This is a genomic window from Prosthecobacter sp. (genome assembly GCF_044227185.1).
GTDB lineage: Bacteria > Verrucomicrobiota > Verrucomicrobiia > Verrucomicrobiales > Verrucomicrobiaceae > Prosthecobacter.
In genome coordinates, this window is the sequence record NZ_JBGAFO010000001.1 from 54,298 (window position 1) to 77,636 (window position 23,339).

Sequence of the window (23,339 nt, forward strand, 5' to 3'; positions counted from 1 at the left end):
AGACCTACGCCCTCAAGAAGGCTGTTTTTACCCCGTATTTACTCCACGGCCACCTTCACGACGACCTTGAACACCTGCTCCGGCTTTTCCCACTCGATGCAGGGGGCGTGGGCGTCCTGGGGGTAGAGGATGGCGAAGTGGCCGCCGCTCATGTGGAGCGGAGTGACGTCGGGGATGAGCTTCCAGAGGGCGGCCTCCTTTTCCTCATTGTAGGCCATGGTCTCCTCCTGCATGGCGGCCAGGGGGGCCCAGAGGATGGTTTCGCGGCCGCTGTGGATGAACTGGATGTCGATGTATTTGCGGTGGGCCTCGAACTTGGCCTTGTCCAGGGTCTTGGTTTCGTAAGTCTGGACGAGGGCGAAGCAGTGGTCGCCATCGATGTCGAAACGGCCCAGGGGCTGCGTGCCGTCCACGGTGCGGAGATAGGCGAAGGCTTTGGCGAAGCGCGAATTGAGGGACTCGTAGCGGGCGGAGTTTTCGAGGGTGTCGAGAATCATGGGCGATGCTTTATCGGAACGCAGGGCGTGAAGCAACCTCTCAATGCCGGGGCGGCCGCGGCGACAAGGAACCGCACCAGCATGGAAAAACCTCTGCATTGACTCTGCGCGAAGAGTGTTGAGACTCCTTCTTATGAGAACCGCGACTGCCGTTTTTGTTTTTGTGCTGATCACTTTGGCCTCCGTTACTGCGGCAAATGCCGGGGATTCGCTGCAACTGAGACGCGCGGCACGACGAGCGATCGCCGATGGCAACATTCCTTTGTATGCAGCCCTTTTGCAGGCGGGCTTGCAGATCGACCAAAGCATCTCTGATGTGGAGGAGGATGTCCCCGACCCGGGTCTCACGGCCTTGATGTTTGCGGTGGCCTGGGGAAAGAGCGAGATGGTGGCCTGGCTGCGTGACCAGGGTGCGTATGCCCCCTCCCCCTCACTGGAAAACATCCGCCCCATTGATCTGGCGCTTGCCATGAAGCGTGACGACCTGGCGGAGATGCTGAAAGTCCCAACGGAGCCCAATGATGCGGGCAAGGGGATGCCAGGGGATGCCGTCGAATTTTTGGGCGATTTGTTCATCATCCCGGAATCCCTGCAGGTGTTTGTCTCTCTCAATGGCGCTGATCCGCCGGATGAGTTTACCAAGGAAATCGCGAAACGACGTGATCAAACGTTTCCGGCGTCCATGGCCAGTGGGGATCCCACCCGGCTCATCACCCGGGGCGACCTTCGTGTCTGGTTTTCCAACAGGATCTCCGACGAGACGGGTGTGAAGCTCGCAGTGACCGCCCAGCCGGTGCCTGACCAGAAGGCCTGGGACATCGTATGCCAGGTGGAGGGGCGCCCGGTGGTCGTCCCCTCTGGCACGGAAACGGTTTCCATGCCGGTGGAGAAGGTCACGGGAAGGCTGGTGCAGCGGCATGGCTGGTGGGTGCTGGAGAACCGCCAGCCAGCGCTGAGCAGCCCTGTGCCCCAGCCGCCCAAGGTGGAGGCGAGACATGCGGATCTGGCGCCGCTGGTGACGGAGGTGTGCTGGCAGGGGAACGTCACGCTGATGACGGCACTGATTGACGCGGGTGTGGATCCTGCCGCGGCCCTTGATCCCAATGAGACTTATCCTGTCACCCTGGTGGAGCGCGCGGCGTGGTCAAACAATCCCCGCTTCATGGGCGCCCTGCTCAGCAAAAAGCCCGAATTGCGGGCAAACCGCGGCCTTTTGTACAAAGCGGCGCATCATGCGTTTGAGCAGGGGAATGAAGCAGCGCTGGCCGCACTGGAAGCGCCAGTTTCCGGAGCGAAGTCCGGCTCCTATCCCGTGGAAATGATTGATGATTTGCTGGGGGATGCTTTTGCGGAGTTCAAAGAGCCCCTGTTTTTCACGATCAACGATGCTGATCCGGACAAAGAGATCATGGCGCAGATCAAGAAGCACCTGCCCACCGCGGTGCCTTTCTCGGAGGCTGTGAGCGGTACTTTCAAGCAGGAGAAGGGCGAGGTTTTCGGAAGCAGCTACCATCTCAAATCCAACCAGAAAAACGGCACGAAGATCGAAATCAAGATCAGCCCCGAGAAAGACGGCACCTGGAGCTACTCGATCCGGGATACCCGCGGTTTTCTAGCGGGCGGCGGCACCAAGGGGCGTCTGGTCTTCAGCCACGGCTACTGGTTTAGCAAGGACGAGCAGCACTGGGAGGAATGAACCCGCATCCAACGCAATCCGGCAGTGTTTTAGGGACTGATGAGCCTTCACGCACGCCGTTTCTGGCTTCTCCTCGGGCTCTTCAGTGCCGCCGTGAACTCCGCGGCTCAAACAGGGGCGCAGAAGGATGTGCGCTACGGGGCGTATGACAATGACGTGCTGGACTTCCACCCGGCGCAGACCCAGGAGCCGGCGCCGGTGCTGATCCACTTTCATGGCGGTGGGTGGACGGGAGGGGACAAGAAGGGCTTGAACCCGGCGCCGCTGCTGCGCGCGGGGATTGCGGTGGTTTCTGCAAACTACCGCTTCACCACCGGCACGAAGGACGCGCCCCCCTACCCTGCCCCGATGCTGGATGCGGCGCAGGTGGTGCAGTTTGTGCGCAGCAAGGCGGCGGAGTGATGCCGATGTTTTTTGGAGTGAAGAGCCTGGAGGAGCTGAACACGCCGGAGAAGCAGAAGATCATTGATGATGCCAGCCCGCTGGCGCATGTGACAAAGGATGATCCGCCGACCTTCATGCGGTATGCGAGCCCGCTGGGAGGCACGCCCTTCCCTGCCACGACTTCGCCGGACATCACGATTCATCATCCAGAGTTTGGCGTGATGCTGAAGGAGAAGCTGGATGCGCTGGGCATCGAGAACGTGCTCCAGACCAAAGATGATGGCTCTGATCCGCAGGCAATGTGGCTGTTTCTCTTCAAGCACCTGAAACCGGAGCGTGCTCCGCTGAGGCGATGAACACCCGAGGTGTTTACTTCACGCGGAGCAGTTCGGCGATGGTGTCCCGCATCACCTTTTCGGACTCCGGCGCTGCGAAGGCCTGGGTGGGCTCATAGCCGCCTTCGGCGAAGGATTTTTCCAACGGGATGTAGCCCGGTGCGCCGTCACCGTAGCTGGCCGTGGCGACAAAGGCTCCGGGGCGCTGCTGCTGGGCGAAGAGCTGATACTCGATGAAGGTCTCGCCTGGGAGATGCAGGAGGCTGACGTCATCCCCGAGGTGCAAGCTGGTGAACTGGATGGGCACACCTGCGGCGCTCTGGCGGATGAAGCCCACGCGAAATGCGGCGCTGATGCGCGTGGAGGGGGCTGCGGCTGCATTCTCACAAACCTTCAGCATGCGCTCCTCGGGGAACTCGGGATTGGCCTTCAGCACCACAGGAACGGCACGCCACTCGATTTTGCTCAGCGGCACGCGTTTCATCTGCTGCTCGGAGGCGACCATGGCGGCATGGATGTTTTCGCCGAGGCGCAGGCGGGCCTCCTTGCTGGCGTCATTGTATTTGCCGGCGGCGATGTTGCCACCGCAGCCGGTGAAGTACACGTGGGGCACACCATCGTCCTGCGTGCGTTTTTCCCGTGCGGTGCCCACAAAGTCATACGTGACCATGCCATCGCCATAGTAGCTCATGGGGTGCGTGGCGTAGTAGTGCAGCACGGCGAGCTTCTTTTCGCCGTTCCAGAAGCTGATGGTTTTCAGCATGGGATCGATCAGGCCTTCCGGGAGATCGCGCAGGGTGGCGTCCTTGGTGGAGCTGAGGCGCATCTTGGCGATCTTGCCATCGTCTCCCAGGATTCGCCGGTTGGAAGCCACTTTTTCCACCGCAGCCTGGCCGGTGGCCAGGTGGGTGACCGGCTGCGGATTTTGGAGCGCGGTTTTGATGCTGGTGGCGACGCCCTGCAGAGCGCGCTGCGCCCAGTCGAGATCAAGCACCGCCGGGGGAGAGGGGCAGCCCGCCAGCAGCTTGTGAGAAGCGGAATCTCCGAGCGGTGCATTGTGCTGGTGCAGGCTCTGCACCGCCACGCGCTCGGGAGTCGTGCCCGCAGCCTGGGCCAGCACCTCGCGCCAGTGGACGTGATCGCCCGCACGGATCTCGCACCAGTCCACGGCGCAGAGCACCACGGGCTTGTCATCGCTGAGGATGACGACGCCCAGGGCCAGCAGCGGTTCGCTGATGCCGGCCACGGGCTTGACCAGGCCGCCGCACAAGGGTGCGCCGACTGGAGGAGTGACATCGGCGCGGAAGGTGGCAAGGCGTAAGGGAGCGCCAAGTGCTGTGGAAGCCAGAAGGGGAAGGAGGAGCAGGAGCTTGTGCATGGGATCACTACGGACCCACGTGGGCGGGTTGATCGCGAAAGCTCAGCTCACAGGTGTCTTTGCCGATTACCCGGCTTTCTTGAATGTGATCGTTCCACCGTTGGGAAGTGCATCGTACTGAACCACGCCATCACGAACGGGGACCGTGCTGGCGCCTGCGCCCTGGGTGGCAGCGCACTCTTTCCAATCGGCAGGGACCTGGGTCGAAAGGGTCAGCGGCAGGTCATAGAGCGCGGGATCTGCTTTGCAGGAAAGCTCCAGGCTGATCTCTCCGGCACCGACTTTCACTTTCTTGATTTCGGAGCGTTTTGAGCGTGAGGTGGTGGCGGTGACGCGGAGGCACCGGAAGCTGCCGCGGCACGTGGCGGGGTTTGTGGAGAATATTTTGTTTTAACGCCCTTCCTTGCGCTCCCACCGGGCGGTGATGCCAAACTTGACGATGCACCACAGCGCGCGGACGCCATCGCGCCAGCTTACTTTTTTGCCTTCGGCATAGGTGCGGCCGTGGTAGGAGACGGGGACTTCATAGACGCGCACCCCGAGCGCGGCGACCCTGGCGGCGAGCTCTGGTTCCACGCCGAAACGTTTTTCCTGGATGGTCATGCCGGCGATGATCTCCCTGCGGAAGAGCTTCGGGCCGGCTTCGACATCGCTCAGATTCAGGCCGGTGAAGCAGTTGGAGAAAAAGGTGATCAGGGCATTGCCCACGGCGTGCCAGAAATACAGCACACGGTGCGCCCCGCCGCCGAGAAAGCGCGAGCCGAAGACCACATCGGCACGGCCCTGCAGGAGCGGACGCAGCAGCGCATCGTAATCCTCCGGGTCGTATTCGAGATCGGCGTCCTGAACGAGCACGATGTCTCCGGTGGCGCAGGCAAAGCCGGTGCGCAGGGCGGCGCCTTTGCCGCTGTTGTGTGAATGACTCTGGAGGCGCAGGCGGGGCTCACCGGCCATCATTTTCTCCACGAGGGCATGCGTGCCGTCGGTGGAGCCGTCGTCGATCACGATGACCTCGGTCACAGAGCTCTGGCGCAGCACGCGCTCCAGGCAGAGGCCGATGAACGAGGCCTCGTTGAACGCGGGCACCACCACACTGACGGTGGCGGCTGCTGGGTCCGGAGGATGGCTCGCGCTGGGCATATGATACTCCCCACCACGTAGTGACGGCGCGGGGGGAAGTCAAACGTGCCTGCCGGATGCTGCGGTTGCGCTCATCACGCGCCGGTTGCATCATCCCGGCCTTTTCTTCCCAGCCGCCAGCCCATGAAATGTCCTCCCCGCTTTCTCAGCCCTGCCGGCACCGCCGGGGGGACCTGGGCGGCGGTGTGGCTCGCGGCGCTGCTGATCCGCCTGATCTATTTCTGGCAGATTCATGAGAGCGACCTCGCGGGTGCTCTGCTCGGCGACGCTGCGGTGTATGATGCGTGGGGGCAGCGCATTGCGGCGGGGGCCTGGCTGGGGGACAAGGTCTTTTACCAGGCGCCGCTCTACCCGTACTTCCTCGGTGTCATTTATGCACTCGGAGGTCACAGCCTGGTGGTGGTCCGGCTGGTTCAAATCGTGATCGGGGCCTGCTCCTGTGTGTTTCTTGGCAAGGCGGCGGAGCATTTCATCTCCCGGCGCGCGGGCCAGGCCGCCGGCATGCTGATGGCGCTGTGCCCGACGCTGATCTTTTTCGACGGCCTGATTCAAAAGGCGGTGCTGGATGTGTTTTTCCTGGCGCTGGTGCTGATGCTGGCCGCGCTGGCCGCACGCAAAGGGCAGGCGGTGCGCTGGTGGGCTGCGCTGGGCGCGGGTTTTGGCGCGCTGGTTTTGACGCGGGAGAATGCACTGGTCATGCTGCCGCTGCTGCTCCTATGGGCATGGCAGCACGGGCGGTGGCGGGCGGTGCTGCTGGCGGGGGCGGGAACCCTGTGCGTGCTGCTGCCGGTGGCGCTGCGCAACCAGGTGGTGGGTGGAGAATTTCACCTGACCACGTCACAGATGGGGCCGAACTTCTACATCGGCAACCATGAGCATGCCAACGGCACCTACCAGCCGCTGCGGCCACGGCGAGGGGACGCTGTGTATGAGGAGAAAGATGCCGCTGATCTGGCGGAGCGTGAGCTGGGGCGCAGGCTCACGCCGGGCGAGGTGTCGCAGTTTTGGATGGGGAAAAGCCTGGCCTTCATTCGCAGCCAGCCATGGCAGTGGATACGCTTGATGGGGCGCAAATGGCTGCTGGTGTGGAATGCCGCGGAACTGGGCGACACTGAGGAGCAAAGCGCGTATGCGGCGCATTCGGCTCTGCTGCGGTGGCTTTCGGCGGTGCTGCACTTCGGGGTGCTGTGCCCGCTGGCCGTGATGGGGGCGGTGTGGCTGTGGGGGCGGCGGCGCGAGCTGTGGCTGGTGCCCGCCATGGGGCTGATGTATGCCGCTAGCGTGGCCGCCTTCTATGTCTTCGCACGCTACCGGCTGCCGCTTTTTCCCATGGCGATCCTGCTGGCCGCGGGAGGGATCGTGGAGATACGGGAGCGGCTGCGCCGGCCGGTCTCTCCCTCCACATGGAAGGGACTCGCGGCCCTGGCTGCCGCCGCCGTGCTGGTAAACTGGCCTGTGCTGCCAAACAAAATCGACGGGATGATCACGCTGCAGAACCTGGGCGGTTATTTCTCCAAGCGGCAGGATTATGAACGCGCGATCGCATGCTATGACCAGGTGCTGCAGCGGCTGCCGGGATCGGCGGAGGCTCATGCCGGCAAGGGCAGCGCGCTCATCGAGCTGAAGCGTTACGATGAAGCCATCACCCATTTCGAAGCCGCGCTGCGCCTGAGCCCGGAGTCTCCGGATACGGAGAGCAACCTGGGGAAAGCGCTGGAAGGCAAAGGCGACGCCGCGGCGGCGCTGCCGCACTATGAGCGGGCGGTGCAGCTCAGGCCGGAGTCCGCCGAGATACAGTACAATCTGGGGAACGTGCTGATGAAGGCGGGCAACAAGGCCGCGGCGCTGGCGGCCTACGAGAAGGCGGTGCAACTGCAGCCCGACTTTGCCGATCCGTACAACAACCTGGGATCGCTGCTGTTTGAGACGGGGCGCAGGGAGGAGGCGCTGGAGCATTTCCGCAAGTATGCGGCGCTGCGGCCACATGCCGCCGGCGCGCATGCAAATCTCGGCGTGGCTCTGGCGCAGTCCGGGCACGTGGCGGAGGCGGTAGAGGAATACGAGGCGGCGCTGGCGGCTGATGCGGGCCAGGTGCCGGCCTTGAACAACCTGGCGTGGATTCTGGCCACGAGCAGCGATGCCGCCCTGCGCGACGGCGCGCGGGCGGTGGCGCTGGCGTCCAAGGCCAGCGAGCTCACGCAGCAGTCCAATCCCAGCGTGCTGCGCACACTGGCCGCGGCGCTGGCGGAGAGCGGCCGCTTCCCTGAGGCGAGGCAGGCCGCGAGCACAGCGATCCGCATTCTCGAGACGCAGGGCCGCGGAGATCTTGCAGAGGTCATCAGAAACGAGCGCGACATCTATCAATCCGGACGGCCTTTCCGCGCGCAGCCATGAAGGGACTGGCTCATGCGAGCAACCCACGTAATACATTCCCATGCACGTCCGTCAGCCGGCGGTCGATGCCGTTGTGGCGGACGGTGAGCTGGGTGTGGTCGATGCCGAGGAGGTGCATCAGCGTGGCGTGGATGTCGTAGCAGGTGGTGGGATTGGCGCGGTCGAGTGGCTTGTAGCCCCACTGATCACTTTCGCCGACGGTGACACCGCCCTGGATGCCGCCGCCGCAGAGCCAGTTGGTGAAGACGTAGGGGTTGTGGTCGCGGCCTTTGCCGCCCTGGGTGCTGGGCATGCGGCCAAATTCGGTGGTCCAGAGGATGAGGGTGTCGTCGAGAAGGCCGCGCTGTTTGAGATCGAGGATGAGGGCGGAGACGGCCTTGGCCATGCCCCAAGCAAGGGGGCCGTGGTCGCGCTCGACGTCTTCGTGGCTGTCCCAGTTGCGGCGCGGAAAGCCGTTGTCGTTGCCGCTCCAGATCTGCACGAAGCGCACGCCGCGCTCCAGCAGGCGGCGGGCGGCGAGGCATTTGCGGCCCATGCAGTCGGCCTCTTCTTCCGCGTTGATCTCGGTGGGCCAGACTTTGCGATGCTCCTGAATGCCATACATGACTTTCATGGCGGCGGATTCTTTGGAGATGTCGAGAGCCTCTGGCGCGGCGAGCTGCATTTTGGCGGCGAGCTCGTAGCTCTGGATGCGGCTTTCCAGACGCGAGTCCGCCTGGTGCATGGCCATGTGTTTACGATTCATCTGCTCCAGCAGCGCGAAGCCTTCGCGGTCTGACCGGGCGCTGATGTAACGGCCGGACTTGTGGGGAAAGAGGTCTGAAATGGGCGTCTCAGCGCCGGGATAGATGATGGTGCCTGCGTGCTGCGAGGGAAGGAAGGCGCTGTCCCAGTTCTTCGGCCCATTGGAAGCGAAGCCGCGGTGGTCTGGCAGGACGACGAAGGTGGGGAGGTTATCGCTGAGAGAACCAAGTGCGTAGCTGACCCAGCAGCCAACGCCGGGGAAGCCGGGGAGATTGAAGCCGGTGGCCTGAAGCAGAGTGCCCTGGGAGTGCACGCCGGTTTTGCCGACCATATTGTGCACAAAGGCCATGTCATCGGCACAGGCGCCGAGGGGTGCGACAGCTTCGCTGAGCATCTTGCCGCTTTGCCCGTAAGGCTTGAAATCCCAGACGGGTTTTTTCCAGGGGCCGAGGCCGTTTTGGAAAGCCTCCACTTTCTCGCCAAAGTCGGCGTCTTCACCGTGGTGTTTGATGAGGGCAGGCTTGTAATCAAAGAGATCGATGTGGCTGGCGGCACCGGCCATGAAGAGCTGGACGACGCGTTTTGCCCTGGGGGCGAAGACCTGGGAGCGGTGTGCCGACTCCCCGGCGGCGAGGGAATGAAAGGCGAGTGCGCCAAAGCCTTGACCGGAGGTGTGCAGGAGCTGGCGGCGGGTGAGCATGGGGAAACGGTAGGCAGTCATACGCCGCTGACGAGCGCGGCCTTGTCACGCAATCGCGCGAGCTGTGGCGGGGGCAAATTGCACGCTCGCGGAGGCGGGGAAAAACGTTATGTAGATACTCATGTCAGCCTGGTCTCCGCTCCGCAATTCTGTCTATCGCGCCATGTGGCTGGGCAGCATCGGGTCCAACATCGGGACGACGATGAATGACACAGCGGCGGTGTGGACGATGACGACAATGACGAGCTCGCCGTACCTGGTGTCATTGATGCAGACGATGTCCAGCCTGCCGCTCTTTTTGCTGGCGCTGCCTGCCGGGGCGCTGGCAGATCTGGTGGACCGGAGGCGGCTGGTGATGATCGCCCAAATAGGCGCGCTGCTGACTGCGACAGGAATGGCGCTGCTGGCGTGGTATGGCGCGCTGACACAGAGCCTGCTGCTGCTGGCGACTTTTCAACTGGGCGTGGCGTCCGCCTTTACCATGCCGGCATGGCAGGCCTTGATTCCTGAGGTGGTGGGACGGGAGCAACTGCCGCATGCCATCGCGCTCAATGGCGTGGGCTTCAACATTGCGCGCTCGCTGGGCCCGATCCTCGGAGGTCTGCTACTCGCGGCGCTGGGGCCGGCGCCGGTGTTTGCGCTGAATGCGCTGTCATTCCTGGCGGTGATCGGGGTGATGTGCACGGGCAGCTACATCGCCACGCCGCGCAGCGCGCAGCAGGAGCAGATGCTGGGGGCGATGGCGGCGGCGATCCGCTATGCACGGCATGCGCGGGCCATGCAGGCGGTGCTGTGCCGGGGCGGCATCCACATGTTTGCCGCGGTGGCGCCGGTGGTGCTGCTGCCGGTGATCGTGCATTCCCGAAACTGGGCCGCGGCTGACTTTGGCATTTTGATGGGCTGCTATGGTGGCGGGGCGATTGTGATGGCGCTGCTGTTTCTGCCGAGGCTGCGGTCGCGCTTTTCGTTCGACCATGTGCTGCGGGGCGCGAGCATCGCCTCTGCCGTGATGACGGCGATCCTTGCGCTGGTGCCGGGCAAGATTTTCATGGCGCTGGTGCTGGTGGTCACGGGCGCGGCGTGGATCAGCGGGATGAATACTTTCAGCGTGGCTTCGCAAAGCGTGTTTCCAAACTGGGTGCGGGCGCGAAGCTCCGCCATTTATCTGGTGGTGATGCAGGGCGCCTTTGCCGTGGGGGCGCTGACGTGGGGTCAACTGGCCAGCCATTTGAGCGCGCCGATCGCGCTGGGAATCGCGGCGGGGTGCCTGCTCATCAGCGCGGTGCTGACGCGTCTGCTGCCGATCAGTCATGTGGAGAAGCTGGATCTCAATCCCTCCAACCACATGCTGCCGCATGCCACGCTGACCACGGAACCCGCGCCCAGCGACGGGCCGGTGCTGATCACCATTGAGTACCACATTGACCCCAAGGAAGCGCCTGCCTTTCGTGCCGCGATGCTGCACCTGCGCGAGGTGCGGCTGCGGGACGGGGCCTTCCGCTGCTCGCTCTTTGCCGATCTGGAAGACCCCACGCACTACCGGGAGACCTTTCTGGTGGGCTCCTGGGCCGAGCACCTGCGGCAGCATGAACGCGCGACGATGGAAGATCAGCGCATCGAGCTGGCGGTGCAGAAGTTTCACCAGGGAGCAGAGCCGCCGCGCGTGCGGCATCTGCTGATGGTGAATCTGCGGGATGTGAAGCCGTGAGGCGGTGTGGATTATTTCACACCGGCGACGGTCCAGGGCAGCCAGTAGGCCTGGATCATCACGAGAACGCCCATGAGCAGCGCGAGGGCGATGCTGTGCCAGAAGACGCTGCGCAGCACCGTGCCGGCATCGGGACTGTCGGGTTGGCCACCGGTGGCCACGGAGGCGACGACGATGCTTTGAGCGTCGATCATCTTGCCCATGACACCGCCGGAGCTGTTGGCGGCGACCATGAGCGGCGGCGACAGATGGAGCTGCTGCGCGGTGACCTGCTGGAGATTGCCAAAGAGCACGTTTGAGGCGGTGTCGCTGCCGGTGAGGGCGACGCCGAGCCAGCCGATGAGAGGCGAGAAGAATGGGAAGAGGAAACCGGTGCCAGCGAGCATGAGGCCCATCGTTGTATCCGTGCCGGAGAAGCGGGTGGTGTAGCCGAGCGCGAGCATGAGCGCGATGGTGAGCAGGGAGGTACGCACGCGCCACAGGCAGCGCAGGTAGATGCCGGCCAATGACGCAGGCCCCCTGCCGAGGAGCAGTCCGGCCACGACTCCCGCCAGCAGCAACGCGGTGCCGGTGGCGGAGAGGTAGTTGAACGTAAACGCGGCTTTTTCAGGTTCGGGCTTCAGCGCGACTGGCGGCATTTTTTGCACGGCCAGATGCAGGGGTGAAATGGGCGTGATGGGAGCCTGCCAGGTGCTGACGGCCTTTGTACCGGGCTTGTAGCCATTGAGCAGCGTCTTCGCAAAAGGAGTGGTCCAGACGCCGACGAACAAGGAAAGCATGATCCACGGAATCCAGGCGCGGAAGGGGCGCGCGGCTTTTTCCTCGGGCAGTTTCTTTTCATCTGCACTGCGTGGTTTCCAGAAACGCAGAAGGATGACGATGGAAGCGAGCGAGACGAGGCCCGCGGCGATGTCCACGAGCCAGGGGCCGTGGAAGTTTGAAACGGCGAACTGCACCAGACCAAAGCTGCCGCCGCAGACGAGGCACGCGGGCCAGACCTCGACCATGCCACGCCAGCCGGCCTGGGCCGTGACCAGCCAGAAGGGAACGATGAAGGAGAAGATGGTGAGATGCAGGCCGACGATGGAGCTGAGGATGTGCACATCCAGGCCGGTGACATCTGCAAGCGTGGTGAGCGGAATGCCGAGAGAGCCGAAGGCCACGGGCGCGGTGTTGCCGATGAGGGCGAGCTTGGCGGCTTCGAGAGGTTTGAAGCCGAGACCGATGAGCATCGCGCCAGTGATGGCCACGGGTGCGCCGAAGCCCGCGCAGCCTTCGATGAAGGCGCCGAAGGCGAAGGCGATGAGCAGGGCCTGGATGCGGCGGTCACCTGCCAGTCCGGCGATCTGCTTTTTCAGCGCTTCGAACTGACCGGTCTCAACGGAGATCTGGTAGATGAAGATGGCATTGAGCACGATCCAGCCAATGGGAAACAGGCCAAACACCGCACCGAGACCGCTGGCGGTGAAGGCAAGTTTGGCGGGCATGTGGAAGACAAAGATCGCGACTCCAAGCGCGACGATGAGCCCGGCAAGCGCTGCGAGATGAGCGCGCACATGCCAGAAGGCGAGAAGTCCCAGCAGCGTGACCACCGGCAGCGTGGCCACCAGGGCGGAGAGAAACAGATTGCTGAGAGGATCGTAGTTTTGGGACCAAGTCGTCATGGAATTTGGGAGTGTGCATCACGGAGAATCTGCATCGTATGTTTCACCTCGATGGTCGACCCGAGTTTTTTCAAATGCATCTGGAGCTGGGTGAGGCAGCCGATGTTGCCACTGGCGACAACCTCCGCGCCTGTGGCGATGACGGCCTGTGCTTTCTTCTCTCCAAGCGATGAAGCGATTTCCGGCTGGTCCATGTTGTAGCTGCCAGCGCTGCCGCAGCAGAGGTGGGCATCGGTGATTTCGAGCAACTGCAGGCCGGGAATGGCGCGCAGCAGATCGCGTGGCTGGCGGCGCACGTTTTGAGCGTTCGCGAGATGGCAGGCATCGTGGTAGGAGACCTTGAGCTGCGTCTGACGAAGGGGCTCGCGCAGACCGAGCTTCATCAGGAAGGCACTCACATCCATGACACGATGCCGGAAGGACTCCGCGCGGGCTTCATCCGCCGTGCCACGCAGGACGAGGTGATACTCGTGCATGGCGGAGCCGCAGCCGGCGGCGTTGGTGAGGATGGCGTCCACATCCGCTGGGAAGGCGGCGAGGTTTTGCCGGGCAAAGGCGCGTGCTGATTCCAGATTTCCCGTGTGCCAGGCGAGACCGCCGCAGCAGCCCTGGGAGCGTGGAATGACGACCTCCACGCCGTTGCGTGTCAGGACTTCGATGGTGGCGGTGTTGATGTCGGGATCTAGCACCTGCTGCGCGCAGCCGATGAGCAGGGCCACGCGTGCGCGTTGCCCGCCTTTGGCGGGATAGACCTCCTGCCAGGACTGCGGCGGCGGAAGTTTCTCGGGCACCAGTTCCAGCATGGAACGCCAGCGCTCTGGCATCACCGCTTTCGCCAGACTGCCAAGCCGCATCGCGACACGGAAGCGTTTCGGATAGGGAATGGTCTGTGCGCTGATGAAGCGCCTCAATCGCTCGGCAATGCCTCTTTTGAATTTGGATTTTGCCAGAGCACGAAATGGGCTGATGAGATCGCGATACGGCACGCCGCTGGGGCAGGCGGGCTCGCAGGCGAGGCAGCCGAGGCAGCGGTCCACATGCGGCTGCGCAGCCTCGAAGGTCATCCTGCCTTCCAGCACCTCCTTCATCAGCACGATGCGGCCACGGGGGGTGTCCATCTCCTGCCCCAGCTCGCGGTAGGTGGGACAGGCCGCAAGGCAGAAGCCGCAGTGCACGCAGGCCGAAACCGCCCTGGCCATCGGTTCGCCCAGCGGGCCGAGTTGTGCGGTGGGGATGGTGTGGAGCATCAGTCGTCGAGGGTTGGGAAACGCTGCTGCGGATCCAGTGCTTGCTTCACCGCATCTTCGATGGCGAAGCGCGTCCTGCCGCCGATCCACAGCGGGGCATCGCCGCGCAGGGTCATGCCGCGAGCGGGGAGGATTTGAGAAAAGGCGACGCTGCCACCGCAGCTCACATGCGCGGTTTTGAAATCAGCGATTTGATCGGGTGTGATGTCGGTCTTGTAACTCCAGGGTGTTTCTCGAATGGCATCCCAAATCGTGTTGGAGATGATCTCGCCGCCGATCTCTTTTGCGAGCATCTCCAGGGCTTTCTCCGGCCCGGCAAGACGCACCACCATGGCTGCGCCGCCGGGCAGCACATCGAGTGCCGCAGCCTCATAGCGTGAATTGGCAAGCCCGGCCATGGCCTCAGCCGAAAAGGGGAGCTCAAGGGTGAGCATCGATTCGGGCTGCGGGAAGACTTTGAACGTCACCTCTCCGATGGCACCGAAGCGGCCGAGGCTGCCGACCAGGAACTTCGGCACATCAAACCCAGCGGCATTTTTGACCACCTTGCCACCGAGACGCAGGAGACGGCCCATCCCATCCACGAACTGCACACCGAGAATAAAATCGCGCACGCCGCCGAAGCGGAAGCGACCGGGACCGCTCAGGCCCGAGGCCACCACGCCGCCAATGGTGCTGCCGGCCTCGACGAGCATGGGATCAAAGGGGAGATACTGCCCTTTTTCCGCCAGTTCGGCGATGATTTCTTTCACCGGTGTGCCCGCGAGTGCGGTGAAGGTGAATTCGCTCGGCTCGTATTCGGTGATGCCGCGCAGTTGCAGGGTGGAGATTTTCACCGCGTCCACATCAGAGAGGCGTGGTTTGGTTTGTGCACCTACGGCAATCACGCGCGGTGCGGAGAGCACGGCGTCGCGGAGTTCGGCGAGGGTGGCGGGAGAGATCATTCGCGTGAAATGACGCCGGCCTTTTCCAGCGGGTGCAAACCGACGTGCGACAAGGAAGGAGCCTCGCTGCCAGGAAACATCTTGCCGGGATTGGCGATACCGAGGGGATCGAAGGCGGCGCGCAGGCGCTGCATGCAGTCGATTTCATCGGGCGTGAACATGTCGCCGAGGAAGTCACGTTTTTCGACGCCGATGCCGTGCTCTCCGGTGATGGAGCCGCCCATTTCGACGCACATCTTCAGGATGCGGCCCGCGAGATCTTCGGCGCGATGCAGTGCGCCTGCTTCTCGTCCGTCAAAGAGGATAAGCGGATGCAAATTGCCATCGCCGGCGTGGAAGACATTGGCAACGCGGATGCCCGTCTCGCGGGACATTTCGGCGATGCGGCGCAGGGCCTCGCCGAGCCTGCGGCGCGGCACCACGCCATCCTGCACGATGAAGTCTGGCGAGAGACGGCCGACGGCGCTGAAGGCGCTTTTGCGGCCTTTCCAGATGGCCAGGCGCTCATCGGCATCGCGAGCAGGACGCATCTCAACGGGGCTGCTCGCCGCGAGGATGGCATCCAGCCGTTCGCGCTCGATGGCGACGACTTCACGCGGGCCTTCGAGCTCGACGATAAGCACGGCTTCACATCCGGGCGGATATTCCGCATGCACGGCGGCGACCGCGGCCTCCAGTGCGAGAGCATCCATGATTTCGATGGCGCCAGGCAAGAGACCGCTGGCGACGACGGCGGAGACGGCATCGCCGGCCTGTTCAAGCGTGCGATAACCTGCGAGCACGGTGTGAAAGCACCCGGCTTTCGGCAGAAGCTGCAGCGTGATTTCCAAGGCGATGCCGAAGAGACCTTCGTTGCCGGTGAAGAGGCCGCACCAGTCCGGGCCGAGACGCTCACGGCTGCCGCCACCCCATTCCACGACTTCACCGGTGGCGAGCACGGCCTTGATGCCGAGGACGTGATTGGAGGTCATGCCGTATTTCAGGCAATGCGCGCCGCCAGAGTTGAAGGCGACATTGCCACCGATGGTACAGATAGTCTGCGAAGAGGGGTCCGGGGCATAGTGCAGGCCGAAGGGCGCTGCGGCAGCGGTGACTTGCGTATTGATCACGCCGGGCTGCACCACGGCGATGCGCTGTGCCGGATCGAGCTTCAGAATGCGGTTGAGGCGGTTGAGCGCGATCACGATGCCGTCCGCGATGGGCAGTGAGCCGCCGGACAAACTGGTGCCGCTGCCACGGGCCACAAAGGGCAGCTTCAGCTCATGGCACAGTCGCACGATGGCAATGACCTCGTCCGCCGTCTCCGGCACGGCGACCGCCAGGGGGCGGGTGCGGAAGGCGGTGAGGCCATCGCTCTCATACGCCGCCAGCTCGACAGGCCGCAGAAGCAGACGCTCCGGTGGCAGCAGCGCGATTATTCGAGAAAGCGATTCTGTGGCACTCATGCTATGCCTCCTGATCCTCCCCAGACAGATCGAATCATTGGCGTACTGTGAAAAACGCTAATGCGATCAGATACATACTCGTAGAAAGTGTCGTCAGTAAAACAATCACCCCAAAACACCCAAACCCAAAACAGCCAAGACAGCCCACATGAGGATACCGACTATGCGCTTTTGAAGTCGGAGGACAAGTATCATGCCGCGTATATGGACATTGGTATTTAGACTCATGTGCACAGCGACCTGTGCATCGCACGAATCCTTGATATTTTTTGTAGATCGGGAGGCCGCACTCGAAGCACGTGGTCGTCTCGCGTGCGGGATGCTGAGAATTCGGGTCTCCACACTTTGGGCAGGTCCATTTGAATTGTTTGCCGTTGTCAGATAACCCATTCCTCAAAACTTGACCACAAGCCTGACAGTCAATCGACACGGTGCTCGGCACTGATGATCTAGCACGATTGCTTTCGTAGCAGTTATTGCAGAAGACTAAATCGTCAGCAGCTCTATATGGCGGCCCCAGATTCTTGACACTCTCCGCCGGAAAAAACTTTTCACATTTGAAGCATTGCAGCCCGCTTGGAGTTTGTTGCTTACAGTTTGGGCATCGATCTGCGGCCTTGCTCGTCGGGTTCCCACAGTAAACGCATTTCATGAGTTCTGAATTCATCCTGTGTAAAAATGTGATTCGAATCGGTTGCCGATTTGCAAATCATTGTGATTTCATTTGAAATCAAGCACTTCACGCAGGGCGGTGAGTACGAGATCGACATTTCGCGCGGTCGCGCCGTGGCCCATGAGGCCGATGCGCCAGGCTTTGCCGGCCATGACGCCGAGGCCGGAACCGATTTCGATGCCGTACTCCTCGAGCAGGCGTTTGCGGGTTCCCGCGTCATCGGCTCCGGCGGGGATGCTGATGCAGTTGAGGGAATGCAGCGAGCGCTTGGGAATGTAGCTGATGCCCATGGCCTCCAGTCCGGAGCGAAGACGCAGGTGCATCTTCTCATGACGGGCAATGCGGGCATCCAGACCTTCCTCCAGCACGATGTTCAGCGCCTCATGCAGGGCGTAGGTCATGTTGATGGGGGCGGTGTGGTGGTACACACGGCCGCCACCGCCGCCGGTGTAGTATTTGCGGAGCATGGAGACGTCCAGATACCAGGACTGCACCTTGGTTTTGCGCGCATCCATGATGGCGAGGGCGCGGTCTCCGAAGCTGACGGGGGCCAGGCCGGGCGGGCAGCTCAGGCACTTCTGCGTGCCGCCGTAGATGGCATCGATGCCCCAGTCATCCACCTTCAACTCATGTCCGCCGAGGCTGGTCACGGCATCCACCACGAGCAGCGCGCCTTTGCTGTGCACCAGATCGGCAAAGCCCTCCAGCGGCTGATGCGCTCCGGTGCTGGTTTCGGCGTGGACGATTCCCACGAGCTTTGTTTTGGGATGTTTCTCCAGCGCGGCGGCGATTTGATCCAGGGCGATGACTTCTCCCCACGCGGCCTCGACGGTGTGCACGGTGGCGCCACAGCGCTCCATGACATCCTTCATGCGGCCGCCGAAGACGCCGTTCACGCAAACGATGACTTCATCCCCAGGCTCGATGAGATTGGTGGCGATGCACTCCATGCCGGCCATGCCGGTACCGCTGACGGGAAAGGTGAGCGCGTTTTTGGTGCGGAAGACCTGGCGCAGCATTTCGCAGACTTCGTCCATGATGGTGAGGTACTGCGGGTCCAGATGGCCGAGAGTGGGAGCGCCGAGGGCGCGCAGCACGCGTGAGGGAACAGGGCTGGGGCCAGGGCCGAGGAGGATGCGTTCAGCGGGGAATTGGGTGTTCATGGATTGGGAGACGGGGAGTATGGGAGAAGGCGGGCTGATTTGTCCACCGTCATCTTGTGGAGGCGGCTTCAATATCTTCTTTCCGCCTGCTCACGGGGTTTTGAGATGAGAGTCGAGATGCAGGTGAAACCAGTCCGAGGCCAGCCTGGTGGCGTCTTCAAACTTCTCCTTGTACACGCCATAGTGGCCGATGCCCTCGAGCACGTGATACTCGCTCTTCACGAAGTTTTTCTGCAGGGCCTGGAAGGCGCGCCGGCCATTTTCCTCGTTGCTCATGAGCTCCTCTTTTTCCGCGACGATGATCATGGTGGGTGCGGTGATCTTTGAAGCTGCTTCGACAGGATTGTAGCCGATGCCTTTGGCGGGGTTGGCGCGCATCTGCGCATAGGCGGCCATTTTCCCGCCGAGCCTGCCGGTTTCGATGGGCACGGGCTCGGTTTCGCCGCGCGCCTGCTTCACCGCGAGGTCGCTGGCATATTTCAGTGCCGCCGGGGGCCGGCCACCGCCCATGCCGGGGACCTGGGAGACAACACACTTCACGCGCGGGTCATTCCCCGCGACCCAGACGACCAGCCCGCCGCCGTAGCTGGTGCCGAAAAGGCCGATGCGCGCCGGGTCCACGCAGGGCTCGCCCATGAGGAAGCTGATGGCGCAGCGGATGTCGAGCGTCTGGTCCGCCATGTCCATCTGCCAGCGCACGGGCCTGGCTTTCACAGTGACCGTGCCGTCGGCGTCCGCTTTCGGCATCGGCTCTGGCAGGGTGAGCTTGCAGTCGCTCTCGCCCCAGCCGCGATAATCGAATGCGAGCACGACGAAGCCTTCTTTCACGAAGCGCTTCGCATAGAGGGCGCCATTGCCTTTCTTCACACCGCCGGTGCCGGCACAAAACAGGACGGTGGCACGCTTCTCGCCTTCTTTATAATCTTCCGGCAGATACAGATCTCCGGCCATGCGTGTGCCATCGCTCCAGATGGTGACATGGCGGATTTCAGCAATGGCATTCAGGGCCGGAGCCAGAAGGCTGAGCGCGAAGAAGAAGGATCTCATGGGGAGAAGGAACTGACGAAACAAACGCAGGTCGCGGTTGATTGTGTCATTGCTCCAACGTCAGCATTCGTCTCCGGATGCAATGCTGACTGCAAGGCCCTGCGCTGGGTCTCCGAAAAGGGGGGCTGGTGCATCGATGACAAACAAGCGGTGCGGGCCACGTTTGGTGCGGTGTGAAGATACTCGCACTCATGATTCGCGGTGGCGTCGGGTTTGCCGTGGTCAGCACGGCGGCATTTGCCGTGTGGGCGTTCGGGGAGGGGTGGTTTGCGCAGCTCGGTGGTGAAGCGGGCATGTATGCCGCCTGCTGCGTGGTCTTCATTCTTCTCTCAGGCCTGGTGCTGCGGCCGCTGCTGGGCTGGCCGGGCACGCTCCTGCAGTTTTACCGTTTCTTTTTCACCGCCTTTCTCGCCTATGCCACCGCCTGGTGTGCGGGCTGGTTTTCACTGGGAATGGGCGCGGGTGAATGGCTGGGAGCGCTGGTGGGCTGCACGGCCTTCACAGCGGTGATGGCCGCCACACTGAATGGCTGGCGCATGCTGCTGCCCTCCGCCCTGGTCATGTTTGCCTTTCACTCCGCCGGTTATTTTGCGGGGGCGCATGTGTGCTATTCCTCACTGCATTCGGTGGGCAGCGAACTGGCCTGGGGCGCCTTGTATGGGCTCGGACTTGGGGCCGGCATTGGGTCTGCCTTTGCCATGATGCGACAGCCATGAGCGCTGCTGCTTTCCTGACTCATGGCACGGCCGCGGCGTCATTCGCGGCTTACGTCATCGCTCTCACGCTGCGACTGAACACGAACGCACCACGAAGAACCGGCGCGCGCATCTGGTGGACCATCGGCTGTCTGGTGCTGCTGATGCATGTGGCATGCGCGTTTCATTTTGTGCATCACTGGAGCCATGGTGCAGCCTTCGAAGCCACGGCGCAGCAGACGGCGGCGGTGACCGGTTTTGGCTCCGGCAGCGGTCTTTGGGTGAACTACGCCGTGCTGGCGCTGTGGCTTGGCGATGTCTGCTGGTGGTGGCTGGCTCCTGCCCGCCACGAGTCACGCAGCCGCAGATCCGAGTGGCTGCTGCAGGGTTTTCTGGCCTTCATCTGGTTCAACGCCACGGTGGTGTTTGGCCATGGAATGACACGGTGGCTTGGTGGGGTGGCCTTTCTTTGGCTGATGGCACTGGCCTGGCAGCTCAAATCGCGAAACTCCCCCTCGTAAACGCTCAGTCCACAAAGCTGAACTCGTTCAGGTTCAAAATGACGCGGCAGGTGTTTTCCAAACCTTCGCGTGTGGCGTACTCAAGGAGCGGCGCAAATTCCTCGGTGGTGGGGCGACGTGACAGTGCGAGTTCAAATGCGCGCCGTGTTTGTGCCTCCAGCCCCTGCCCTTCCTGAGTGACGCGCGCGGCGAAGTGCTTGGCCATGGCGACGGTGAGGCCGTTGTTCATCATGGCGAGGGCCTGCAGCGGGCTGAGGGATTCGTTGCGCTTCTCCACACGCATGGAGGGGTCCGCGCAATCCAGCACGGTCATGAAGGGCTGCTGCTGGCTGCGAACGATGAAGCGGTAGATGCTGCGGCGCCAGGATTTAGGGTCTTCGGGATCGTGGAGCTGGTATTCGTAATGCGGGCTGTGCTGCGGCTTTTCGATGACGAAGTCCTGAAAGCTGGGACCGCCCATGGTGAGATCGAGTTTGCCGCTGACGGCGAGAATGCTGTCCCGGATGGATTCAGCGTCCAGCTTGCGGCGGTTTTGGTGGGAGAGGAAAACGTTGCCGGCATCGGATGGTTCGGACTTGTCCGAGGACTGGCGGTAGGTCGCGCTCATGACGATGAGCTTGTGCAGCTTTTTGAGACTGCCGCCAAAATCATCGCGGAAGATGACGGCGAGCCAGTCGAGCAACTCCGGGTGGCTGGGGCTGCCGCCCATGCGCCCGAAGTCGTTTGCGGTGTCCACAAGGCCGCGGCCGAAATGATGCTGCCACACGCGATTCACGATACTGCGCCAGGTGAGCACGTTGTTGTTGCTGCTGATCCAGGCCGCCAATGCCGCACGGCGTGCGGATTCGCCTTCTCCTGCCATCTGATAGGCATCATGAAAAGCCCCACTGAGCGCGGTGATGCTTTGCGGCCCAACCTCCTTGGCGGGTTGCTTGATGTCGCCACGTTTGAGCACCTGGATGACGCGGGGCTTTCCCCCTTCATTGCCGGTGCCTCGGAAAGCCCCTGTGCCGGTATGAATGGCACCTGCATACACCTTGCCGGGCTTGGGCAGCTTGGCGATCTCGGAATCAATGGCCGCGCGCTGGGTGCGCAGTTCCTGCAACTGATGGCGTGTCGCAGTGTCCGCCTGCGAGAGCATCAGGACATCGCGTTCACGGATGAGCCGCTGTTTGTCCTCTTGGGTCCGGGCTTCGGGGGCGATGCCATCGGTGAGATTGGCCTTCCGCCAGCGCGGTGCGGCCTCGATGCTGTCCAATGCCGTCACCTGCTTTCCTGCGGCAAGATTGGGGCCGTTTTTCTCGGCATAGACCTCCATTTCCGAGAGTGCAAAGATGTAGTCGTCTTTGCGCTCGGCGAGCTTCACGGCGGTGACGCGCACATACCTGCCTTTGGCACCGTCATCTTCCGCCGTGCCCGTTTCAAAGGGAGCGAGGCCGGGATTTTTAAAGTCGTTCATGAAGGTGGCGTCATGCTTGCGCCAGATGAGGGTCACTCCAGTCTTGAACTCAGGGTCATCGCTGGCCTCGACCTTGAAGCGGATGGGGAAGCCGAAACCGGCCCCAATGCCGCCGAAGTCGTCATAGCAGGGCTTCAAGACGACGCGCTGAATGTTGGTGCTGCTGCCCAGGTCCACCTGCACCCACTTGACCGTGTTCTGCTCCTTCACGATGGCGCTGTGATAGCCGAAATCGGGCTTCGCATTGGGATTGGCGCTGGAGGCTTTGTCAGCAGCACCGTCGATGCGCTTGGAGAGTGCGGTATAGGCTTCACCCGCTTTCTGTTTGAGCGGTTCTTCCAGCGCCTTGATGTCTGCCACAACCTTCTGCCTCCTGCGGTCCAGATCCATGAAACGACGCATGGAGTCATCATCAGGATAATAATTCACCTCTGTGCGGTCGATGGCGGCAAAGACGGCCTGGAGGGAGTAATAGTCCTCCTGCGTGACGGGGTCGAATTTGTGATTGTGACACTGCGCGCAGCCGACGGTGAGCGAGCAGAAGGTGCCGAGGGTGTTCTGCACCATGTCATCCCGGTCCAGATGGCGCGCGATTTTTCCATCCAGCTTGGTCTCGGGAACTTCGGCGTGGCCGATGAGGTCCCAGGGACCGGCGGAAATGAAACCCAGGGCGGTGATACCGTCCGTGGTGCCGGGGTAGAGCGCGTCTCCGGCGATCTGCTCCTCGATGAACCGGGCGTAGGGTTTGTCGTTGTTCAGCGCACGAATGACGTAGTCGCGGTAGGGCCAGGCATTCAGGCGCGGCTTGTCCTTGTCGTAGCCATGGGTTTCACCGTAGTGCACGAGATCGAGCCAATGACGTGCCCAGCGCTCGCCGTAGCGCGGAGATGCCAGCAGATCATCCACCAGCTTTTCATAGGGCAGCGCTTCATACCGTTTCACCTCCTCGGGGGAAGGCGGCAGGCCGGTGAGATCAAAAAACAGGCGACGAATCAGCGTGCGCGCATCGGCCTCTGGAGCTGGTTTAAAACCGTGTTCGGTGAGTTTCGCACGAATGAAGTCGTCGATGGATGCAGGAGAAGTGATCTTGGTGAACGGCTTGAAACTCCACCAGTCCAGGCGGTTCTCCACCTCGGCCACATCCACCCCCTCGGGCCACACCGCGCCTTCGTCGATCCAGCGTTTGAGCAGATCAATCTCTGCACCGCTCAGTTTTTCCTTCGGCGGCATGGTGGTCTTTTCATCCCCGCCGCTGATGAAGTGGAAAAGAGGGCTTTGCGCGCTTTTGCCGGGAATGATGTTTGGAGCATGCTCATCGCCACCGGTGAGGGCCACAGATCTGATGTCGAGTCGGTAGTCGTTCTTCTGCTTTTTGCTGCCATGACATTCATAGCAGTGCTTTTCAAAGATGGGCCGCACCTCGCGCACGAAATCGACCGCGCTGGCCGGAACGGCCGCTGAGATGACGATGAGGGCAAAGAAACGCATGTGCAGGATATACGACG

The 23,339-nt window shown here is 62.4% G+C and carries 19 protein-coding genes; 7 read left to right on the plus strand and 12 right to left on the minus strand.

Annotated elements, in window-relative coordinates:
• Positions 1 to 38 precede the first annotated feature (38 nt).
• Positions 39 to 497 carry a YhcH/YjgK/YiaL family protein gene (locus tag ACILSQ_RS00210; RefSeq protein ID WP_395741546.1) on the minus strand — a complete coding sequence of 153 codons (459 nt, stop codon included), beginning with the start codon at positions 495 to 497 and terminating at the stop codon, positions 39 to 41.
• 133 nt (positions 498 to 630) lie between these two features.
• On the opposite strand from ACILSQ_RS00210, the gene ACILSQ_RS00215 reads away from it, so the two are divergent.
• From ACILSQ_RS00215 to ACILSQ_RS00225, 3 genes are read left to right on the plus strand one after another with little or no spacing between them, the layout of a single operon-like run.
• Positions 631 to 2,193 carry a hypothetical protein gene (locus tag ACILSQ_RS00215; protein ID WP_395741547.1) on the plus strand — a complete coding sequence of 521 codons (1,563 nt, stop codon included), beginning with the start codon at positions 631 to 633 and terminating at the stop codon, positions 2,191 to 2,193.
• 39 nt (positions 2,194 to 2,232) lie between these two features.
• Positions 2,233 to 2,595, plus strand: a complete 363-nt coding sequence (locus ACILSQ_RS00220) for a hypothetical protein (protein ID WP_395741548.1) — start codon at positions 2,233 to 2,235, stop codon at positions 2,593 to 2,595.
• A complete protein-coding gene (locus tag ACILSQ_RS00225; RefSeq protein WP_395741549.1) occupies positions 2,595 to 2,933 on the plus strand; it encodes a hypothetical protein in 339 nt (112 codons plus the stop codon). The genes ACILSQ_RS00220 and ACILSQ_RS00225 overlap by 1 nt, the downstream gene beginning before the upstream one ends.
• 13 nt (positions 2,934 to 2,946) lie before the next feature.
• Here ACILSQ_RS00225 and ACILSQ_RS00230 read toward each other — a convergent pair whose 3' ends face one another.
• The 3 genes from ACILSQ_RS00230 to ACILSQ_RS00240 form a co-directional block, all read right to left on the minus strand.
• Positions 2,947 to 4,290 carry a hypothetical protein gene (locus ACILSQ_RS00230; protein ID WP_395741550.1) on the minus strand — a complete coding sequence of 448 codons (1,344 nt, stop codon included), beginning with the start codon at positions 4,288 to 4,290 and terminating at the stop codon, positions 2,947 to 2,949.
• 66 nt (positions 4,291 to 4,356) lie between these two features.
• Complete coding sequence (locus ACILSQ_RS00235) at positions 4,357 to 4,578, minus strand: hypothetical protein (protein WP_395741551.1); 222 nt, start codon at positions 4,576 to 4,578, stop codon at positions 4,357 to 4,359.
• Positions 4,579 to 4,680: 102 nt separating this feature from the next.
• Positions 4,681 to 5,430: a glycosyltransferase family 2 protein gene (locus ACILSQ_RS00240; protein WP_395741552.1), complete on the minus strand. Its 750-nt coding sequence runs from the start codon at positions 5,428 to 5,430 to the stop codon at positions 4,681 to 4,683.
• 123 nt (positions 5,431 to 5,553) lie between these two features.
• On the opposite strand from ACILSQ_RS00240, the gene ACILSQ_RS00245 reads away from it, so the two are divergent.
• On the plus strand, positions 5,554 to 7,824 hold the full coding sequence (locus ACILSQ_RS00245; RefSeq protein WP_395741553.1) for a tetratricopeptide repeat protein: 2,271 nt from the start codon (positions 5,554 to 5,556) through the stop codon (positions 7,822 to 7,824).
• Between the two features lie 10 nt (positions 7,825 to 7,834).
• Here ACILSQ_RS00245 and ACILSQ_RS00250 read toward each other — a convergent pair whose 3' ends face one another.
• Positions 7,835 to 9,268, minus strand: coding sequence for a DUF1501 domain-containing protein (locus tag ACILSQ_RS00250; protein WP_395741554.1), 1,434 nt, complete (start codon positions 9,266 to 9,268; stop codon positions 7,835 to 7,837).
• A 121-nt stretch (positions 9,269 to 9,389) separates the two neighbouring features.
• On the opposite strand from ACILSQ_RS00250, the gene ACILSQ_RS00255 reads away from it, so the two are divergent.
• Positions 9,390 to 10,976, plus strand: coding sequence for an MFS transporter (locus ACILSQ_RS00255; RefSeq protein ID WP_395741555.1), 1,587 nt, complete (start codon positions 9,390 to 9,392; stop codon positions 10,974 to 10,976).
• Positions 10,977 to 10,987: 11 nt separating this feature from the next.
• Here ACILSQ_RS00255 and ACILSQ_RS00260 read toward each other — a convergent pair whose 3' ends face one another.
• The 6 genes from ACILSQ_RS00260 to ACILSQ_RS00285 all read right to left on the minus strand — a co-directional run bounded on the left by ACILSQ_RS00260 (position 10,988) and on the right by ACILSQ_RS00285 (position 19,159).
• Positions 10,988 to 12,640, minus strand: coding sequence for an L-lactate permease (locus ACILSQ_RS00260; RefSeq protein ID WP_395741556.1), 1,653 nt, complete (start codon positions 12,638 to 12,640; stop codon positions 10,988 to 10,990).
• The gene (gene glcF, locus ACILSQ_RS00265; protein WP_395741557.1) at positions 12,637 to 13,887 is read right to left on the minus strand and encodes a glycolate oxidase subunit GlcF; all 1,251 of its coding nucleotides are present in this window, start codon (positions 13,885 to 13,887) and stop codon (positions 12,637 to 12,639) included. Before glcF ends, ACILSQ_RS00260 begins: the two co-directional genes overlap by 4 nt.
• Positions 13,887 to 14,831 (minus strand): FAD-binding protein, encoded by a 945-nt coding sequence (locus ACILSQ_RS00270; protein ID WP_395741558.1) that lies wholly within the window; start codon positions 14,829 to 14,831, stop codon positions 13,887 to 13,889. Before ACILSQ_RS00270 ends, glcF begins: the two co-directional genes overlap by 1 nt.
• A complete protein-coding gene (locus ACILSQ_RS00275; protein WP_395741559.1) occupies positions 14,828 to 16,276 on the minus strand; it encodes an FAD-linked oxidase C-terminal domain-containing protein in 1,449 nt (482 codons plus the stop codon). The genes ACILSQ_RS00270 and ACILSQ_RS00275 overlap by 4 nt, the downstream gene beginning before the upstream one ends.
• A 720-nt stretch (positions 16,277 to 16,996) precedes the next feature.
• Entirely contained in the window at positions 16,997 to 18,112 is a 1,116-nt protein-coding gene (locus ACILSQ_RS00280) for a pyridoxal-phosphate-dependent aminotransferase family protein (RefSeq protein ID WP_395741560.1), read from the minus strand.
• Positions 18,113 to 18,202: 90 nt separating this feature from the next.
• Complete coding sequence (locus ACILSQ_RS00285) at positions 18,203 to 19,159, minus strand: alpha/beta hydrolase (RefSeq protein ID WP_395741561.1); 957 nt, start codon at positions 19,157 to 19,159, stop codon at positions 18,203 to 18,205.
• Positions 19,160 to 19,350: 191 nt separating this feature from the next.
• Here ACILSQ_RS00285 and ACILSQ_RS00290 point away from each other — a divergent pair, with 191 nt between their 5' ends.
• A complete protein-coding gene (locus ACILSQ_RS00290; protein ID WP_395741562.1) occupies positions 19,351 to 19,875 on the plus strand; it encodes a hypothetical protein in 525 nt (174 codons plus the stop codon).
• Positions 19,872 to 20,375: a hypothetical protein gene (locus tag ACILSQ_RS00295; RefSeq protein WP_395741563.1), complete on the plus strand. Its 504-nt coding sequence runs from the start codon at positions 19,872 to 19,874 to the stop codon at positions 20,373 to 20,375. The genes ACILSQ_RS00290 and ACILSQ_RS00295 overlap by 4 nt, the downstream gene beginning before the upstream one ends.
• 4 nt (positions 20,376 to 20,379) lie before the next feature.
• Here ACILSQ_RS00295 and ACILSQ_RS00300 read toward each other — a convergent pair whose 3' ends face one another.
• Entirely contained in the window at positions 20,380 to 23,322 is a 2,943-nt protein-coding gene (locus ACILSQ_RS00300) for a DUF1553 domain-containing protein (protein WP_395741564.1), read from the minus strand.
• Between the last annotated feature and the right edge of the window lie 17 nt (positions 23,323 to 23,339).

Coding starts and splice junctions, on each gene's coding strand:
- ACILSQ_RS00210 (WP_395741546.1), bottom strand. CDS start 497: ATGATTCTCGACACCCTCGAAAACTCCGCCCGCTACGAGTCCCTCAAT.
- ACILSQ_RS00215 (WP_395741547.1), top strand. CDS start 631: ATGAGAACCGCGACTGCCGTTTTTGTTTTTGTGCTGATCACTTTGGCC.
- ACILSQ_RS00220 (WP_395741548.1), top strand. CDS start 2,233: ATGAGCCTTCACGCACGCCGTTTCTGGCTTCTCCTCGGGCTCTTCAGT.
- ACILSQ_RS00225 (WP_395741549.1), top strand. CDS start 2,595: ATGCCGATGTTTTTTGGAGTGAAGAGCCTGGAGGAGCTGAACACGCCG.
- ACILSQ_RS00230 (WP_395741550.1), bottom strand. CDS start 4,290: ATGCACAAGCTCCTGCTCCTCCTTCCCCTTCTGGCTTCCACAGCACTT.
- ACILSQ_RS00240 (WP_395741552.1), bottom strand. CDS start 5,430: ATGCCCAGCGCGAGCCATCCTCCGGACCCAGCAGCCGCCACCGTCAGT.
- ACILSQ_RS00245 (WP_395741553.1), top strand. CDS start 5,554: ATGAAATGTCCTCCCCGCTTTCTCAGCCCTGCCGGCACCGCCGGGGGG.
- ACILSQ_RS00250 (WP_395741554.1), bottom strand. CDS start 9,268: ATGCTCACCCGCCGCCAGCTCCTGCACACCTCCGGTCAAGGCTTTGGC.
- ACILSQ_RS00255 (WP_395741555.1), top strand. CDS start 9,390: ATGTCAGCCTGGTCTCCGCTCCGCAATTCTGTCTATCGCGCCATGTGG.
- ACILSQ_RS00260 (WP_395741556.1), bottom strand. CDS start 12,640: ATGACGACTTGGTCCCAAAACTACGATCCTCTCAGCAATCTGTTTCTC.
- glcF (WP_395741557.1), bottom strand. CDS start 13,887: ATGCTCCACACCATCCCCACCGCACAACTCGGCCCGCTGGGCGAACCG.
- ACILSQ_RS00270 (WP_395741558.1), bottom strand. CDS start 14,831: ATGATCTCTCCCGCCACCCTCGCCGAACTCCGCGACGCCGTGCTCTCC.
- ACILSQ_RS00275 (WP_395741559.1), bottom strand. CDS start 16,276: ATGAGTGCCACAGAATCGCTTTCTCGAATAATCGCGCTGCTGCCACCG.
- ACILSQ_RS00280 (WP_395741560.1), bottom strand. CDS start 18,112: ATGAACACCCAATTCCCCGCTGAACGCATCCTCCTCGGCCCTGGCCCC.
- ACILSQ_RS00285 (WP_395741561.1), bottom strand. CDS start 19,159: ATGAGATCCTTCTTCTTCGCGCTCAGCCTTCTGGCTCCGGCCCTGAAT.
- ACILSQ_RS00290 (WP_395741562.1), top strand. CDS start 19,351: ATGATTCGCGGTGGCGTCGGGTTTGCCGTGGTCAGCACGGCGGCATTT.
- ACILSQ_RS00295 (WP_395741563.1), top strand. CDS start 19,872: ATGAGCGCTGCTGCTTTCCTGACTCATGGCACGGCCGCGGCGTCATTC.
- ACILSQ_RS00300 (WP_395741564.1), bottom strand. CDS start 23,322: ATGCGTTTCTTTGCCCTCATCGTCATCTCAGCGGCCGTTCCGGCCAGC.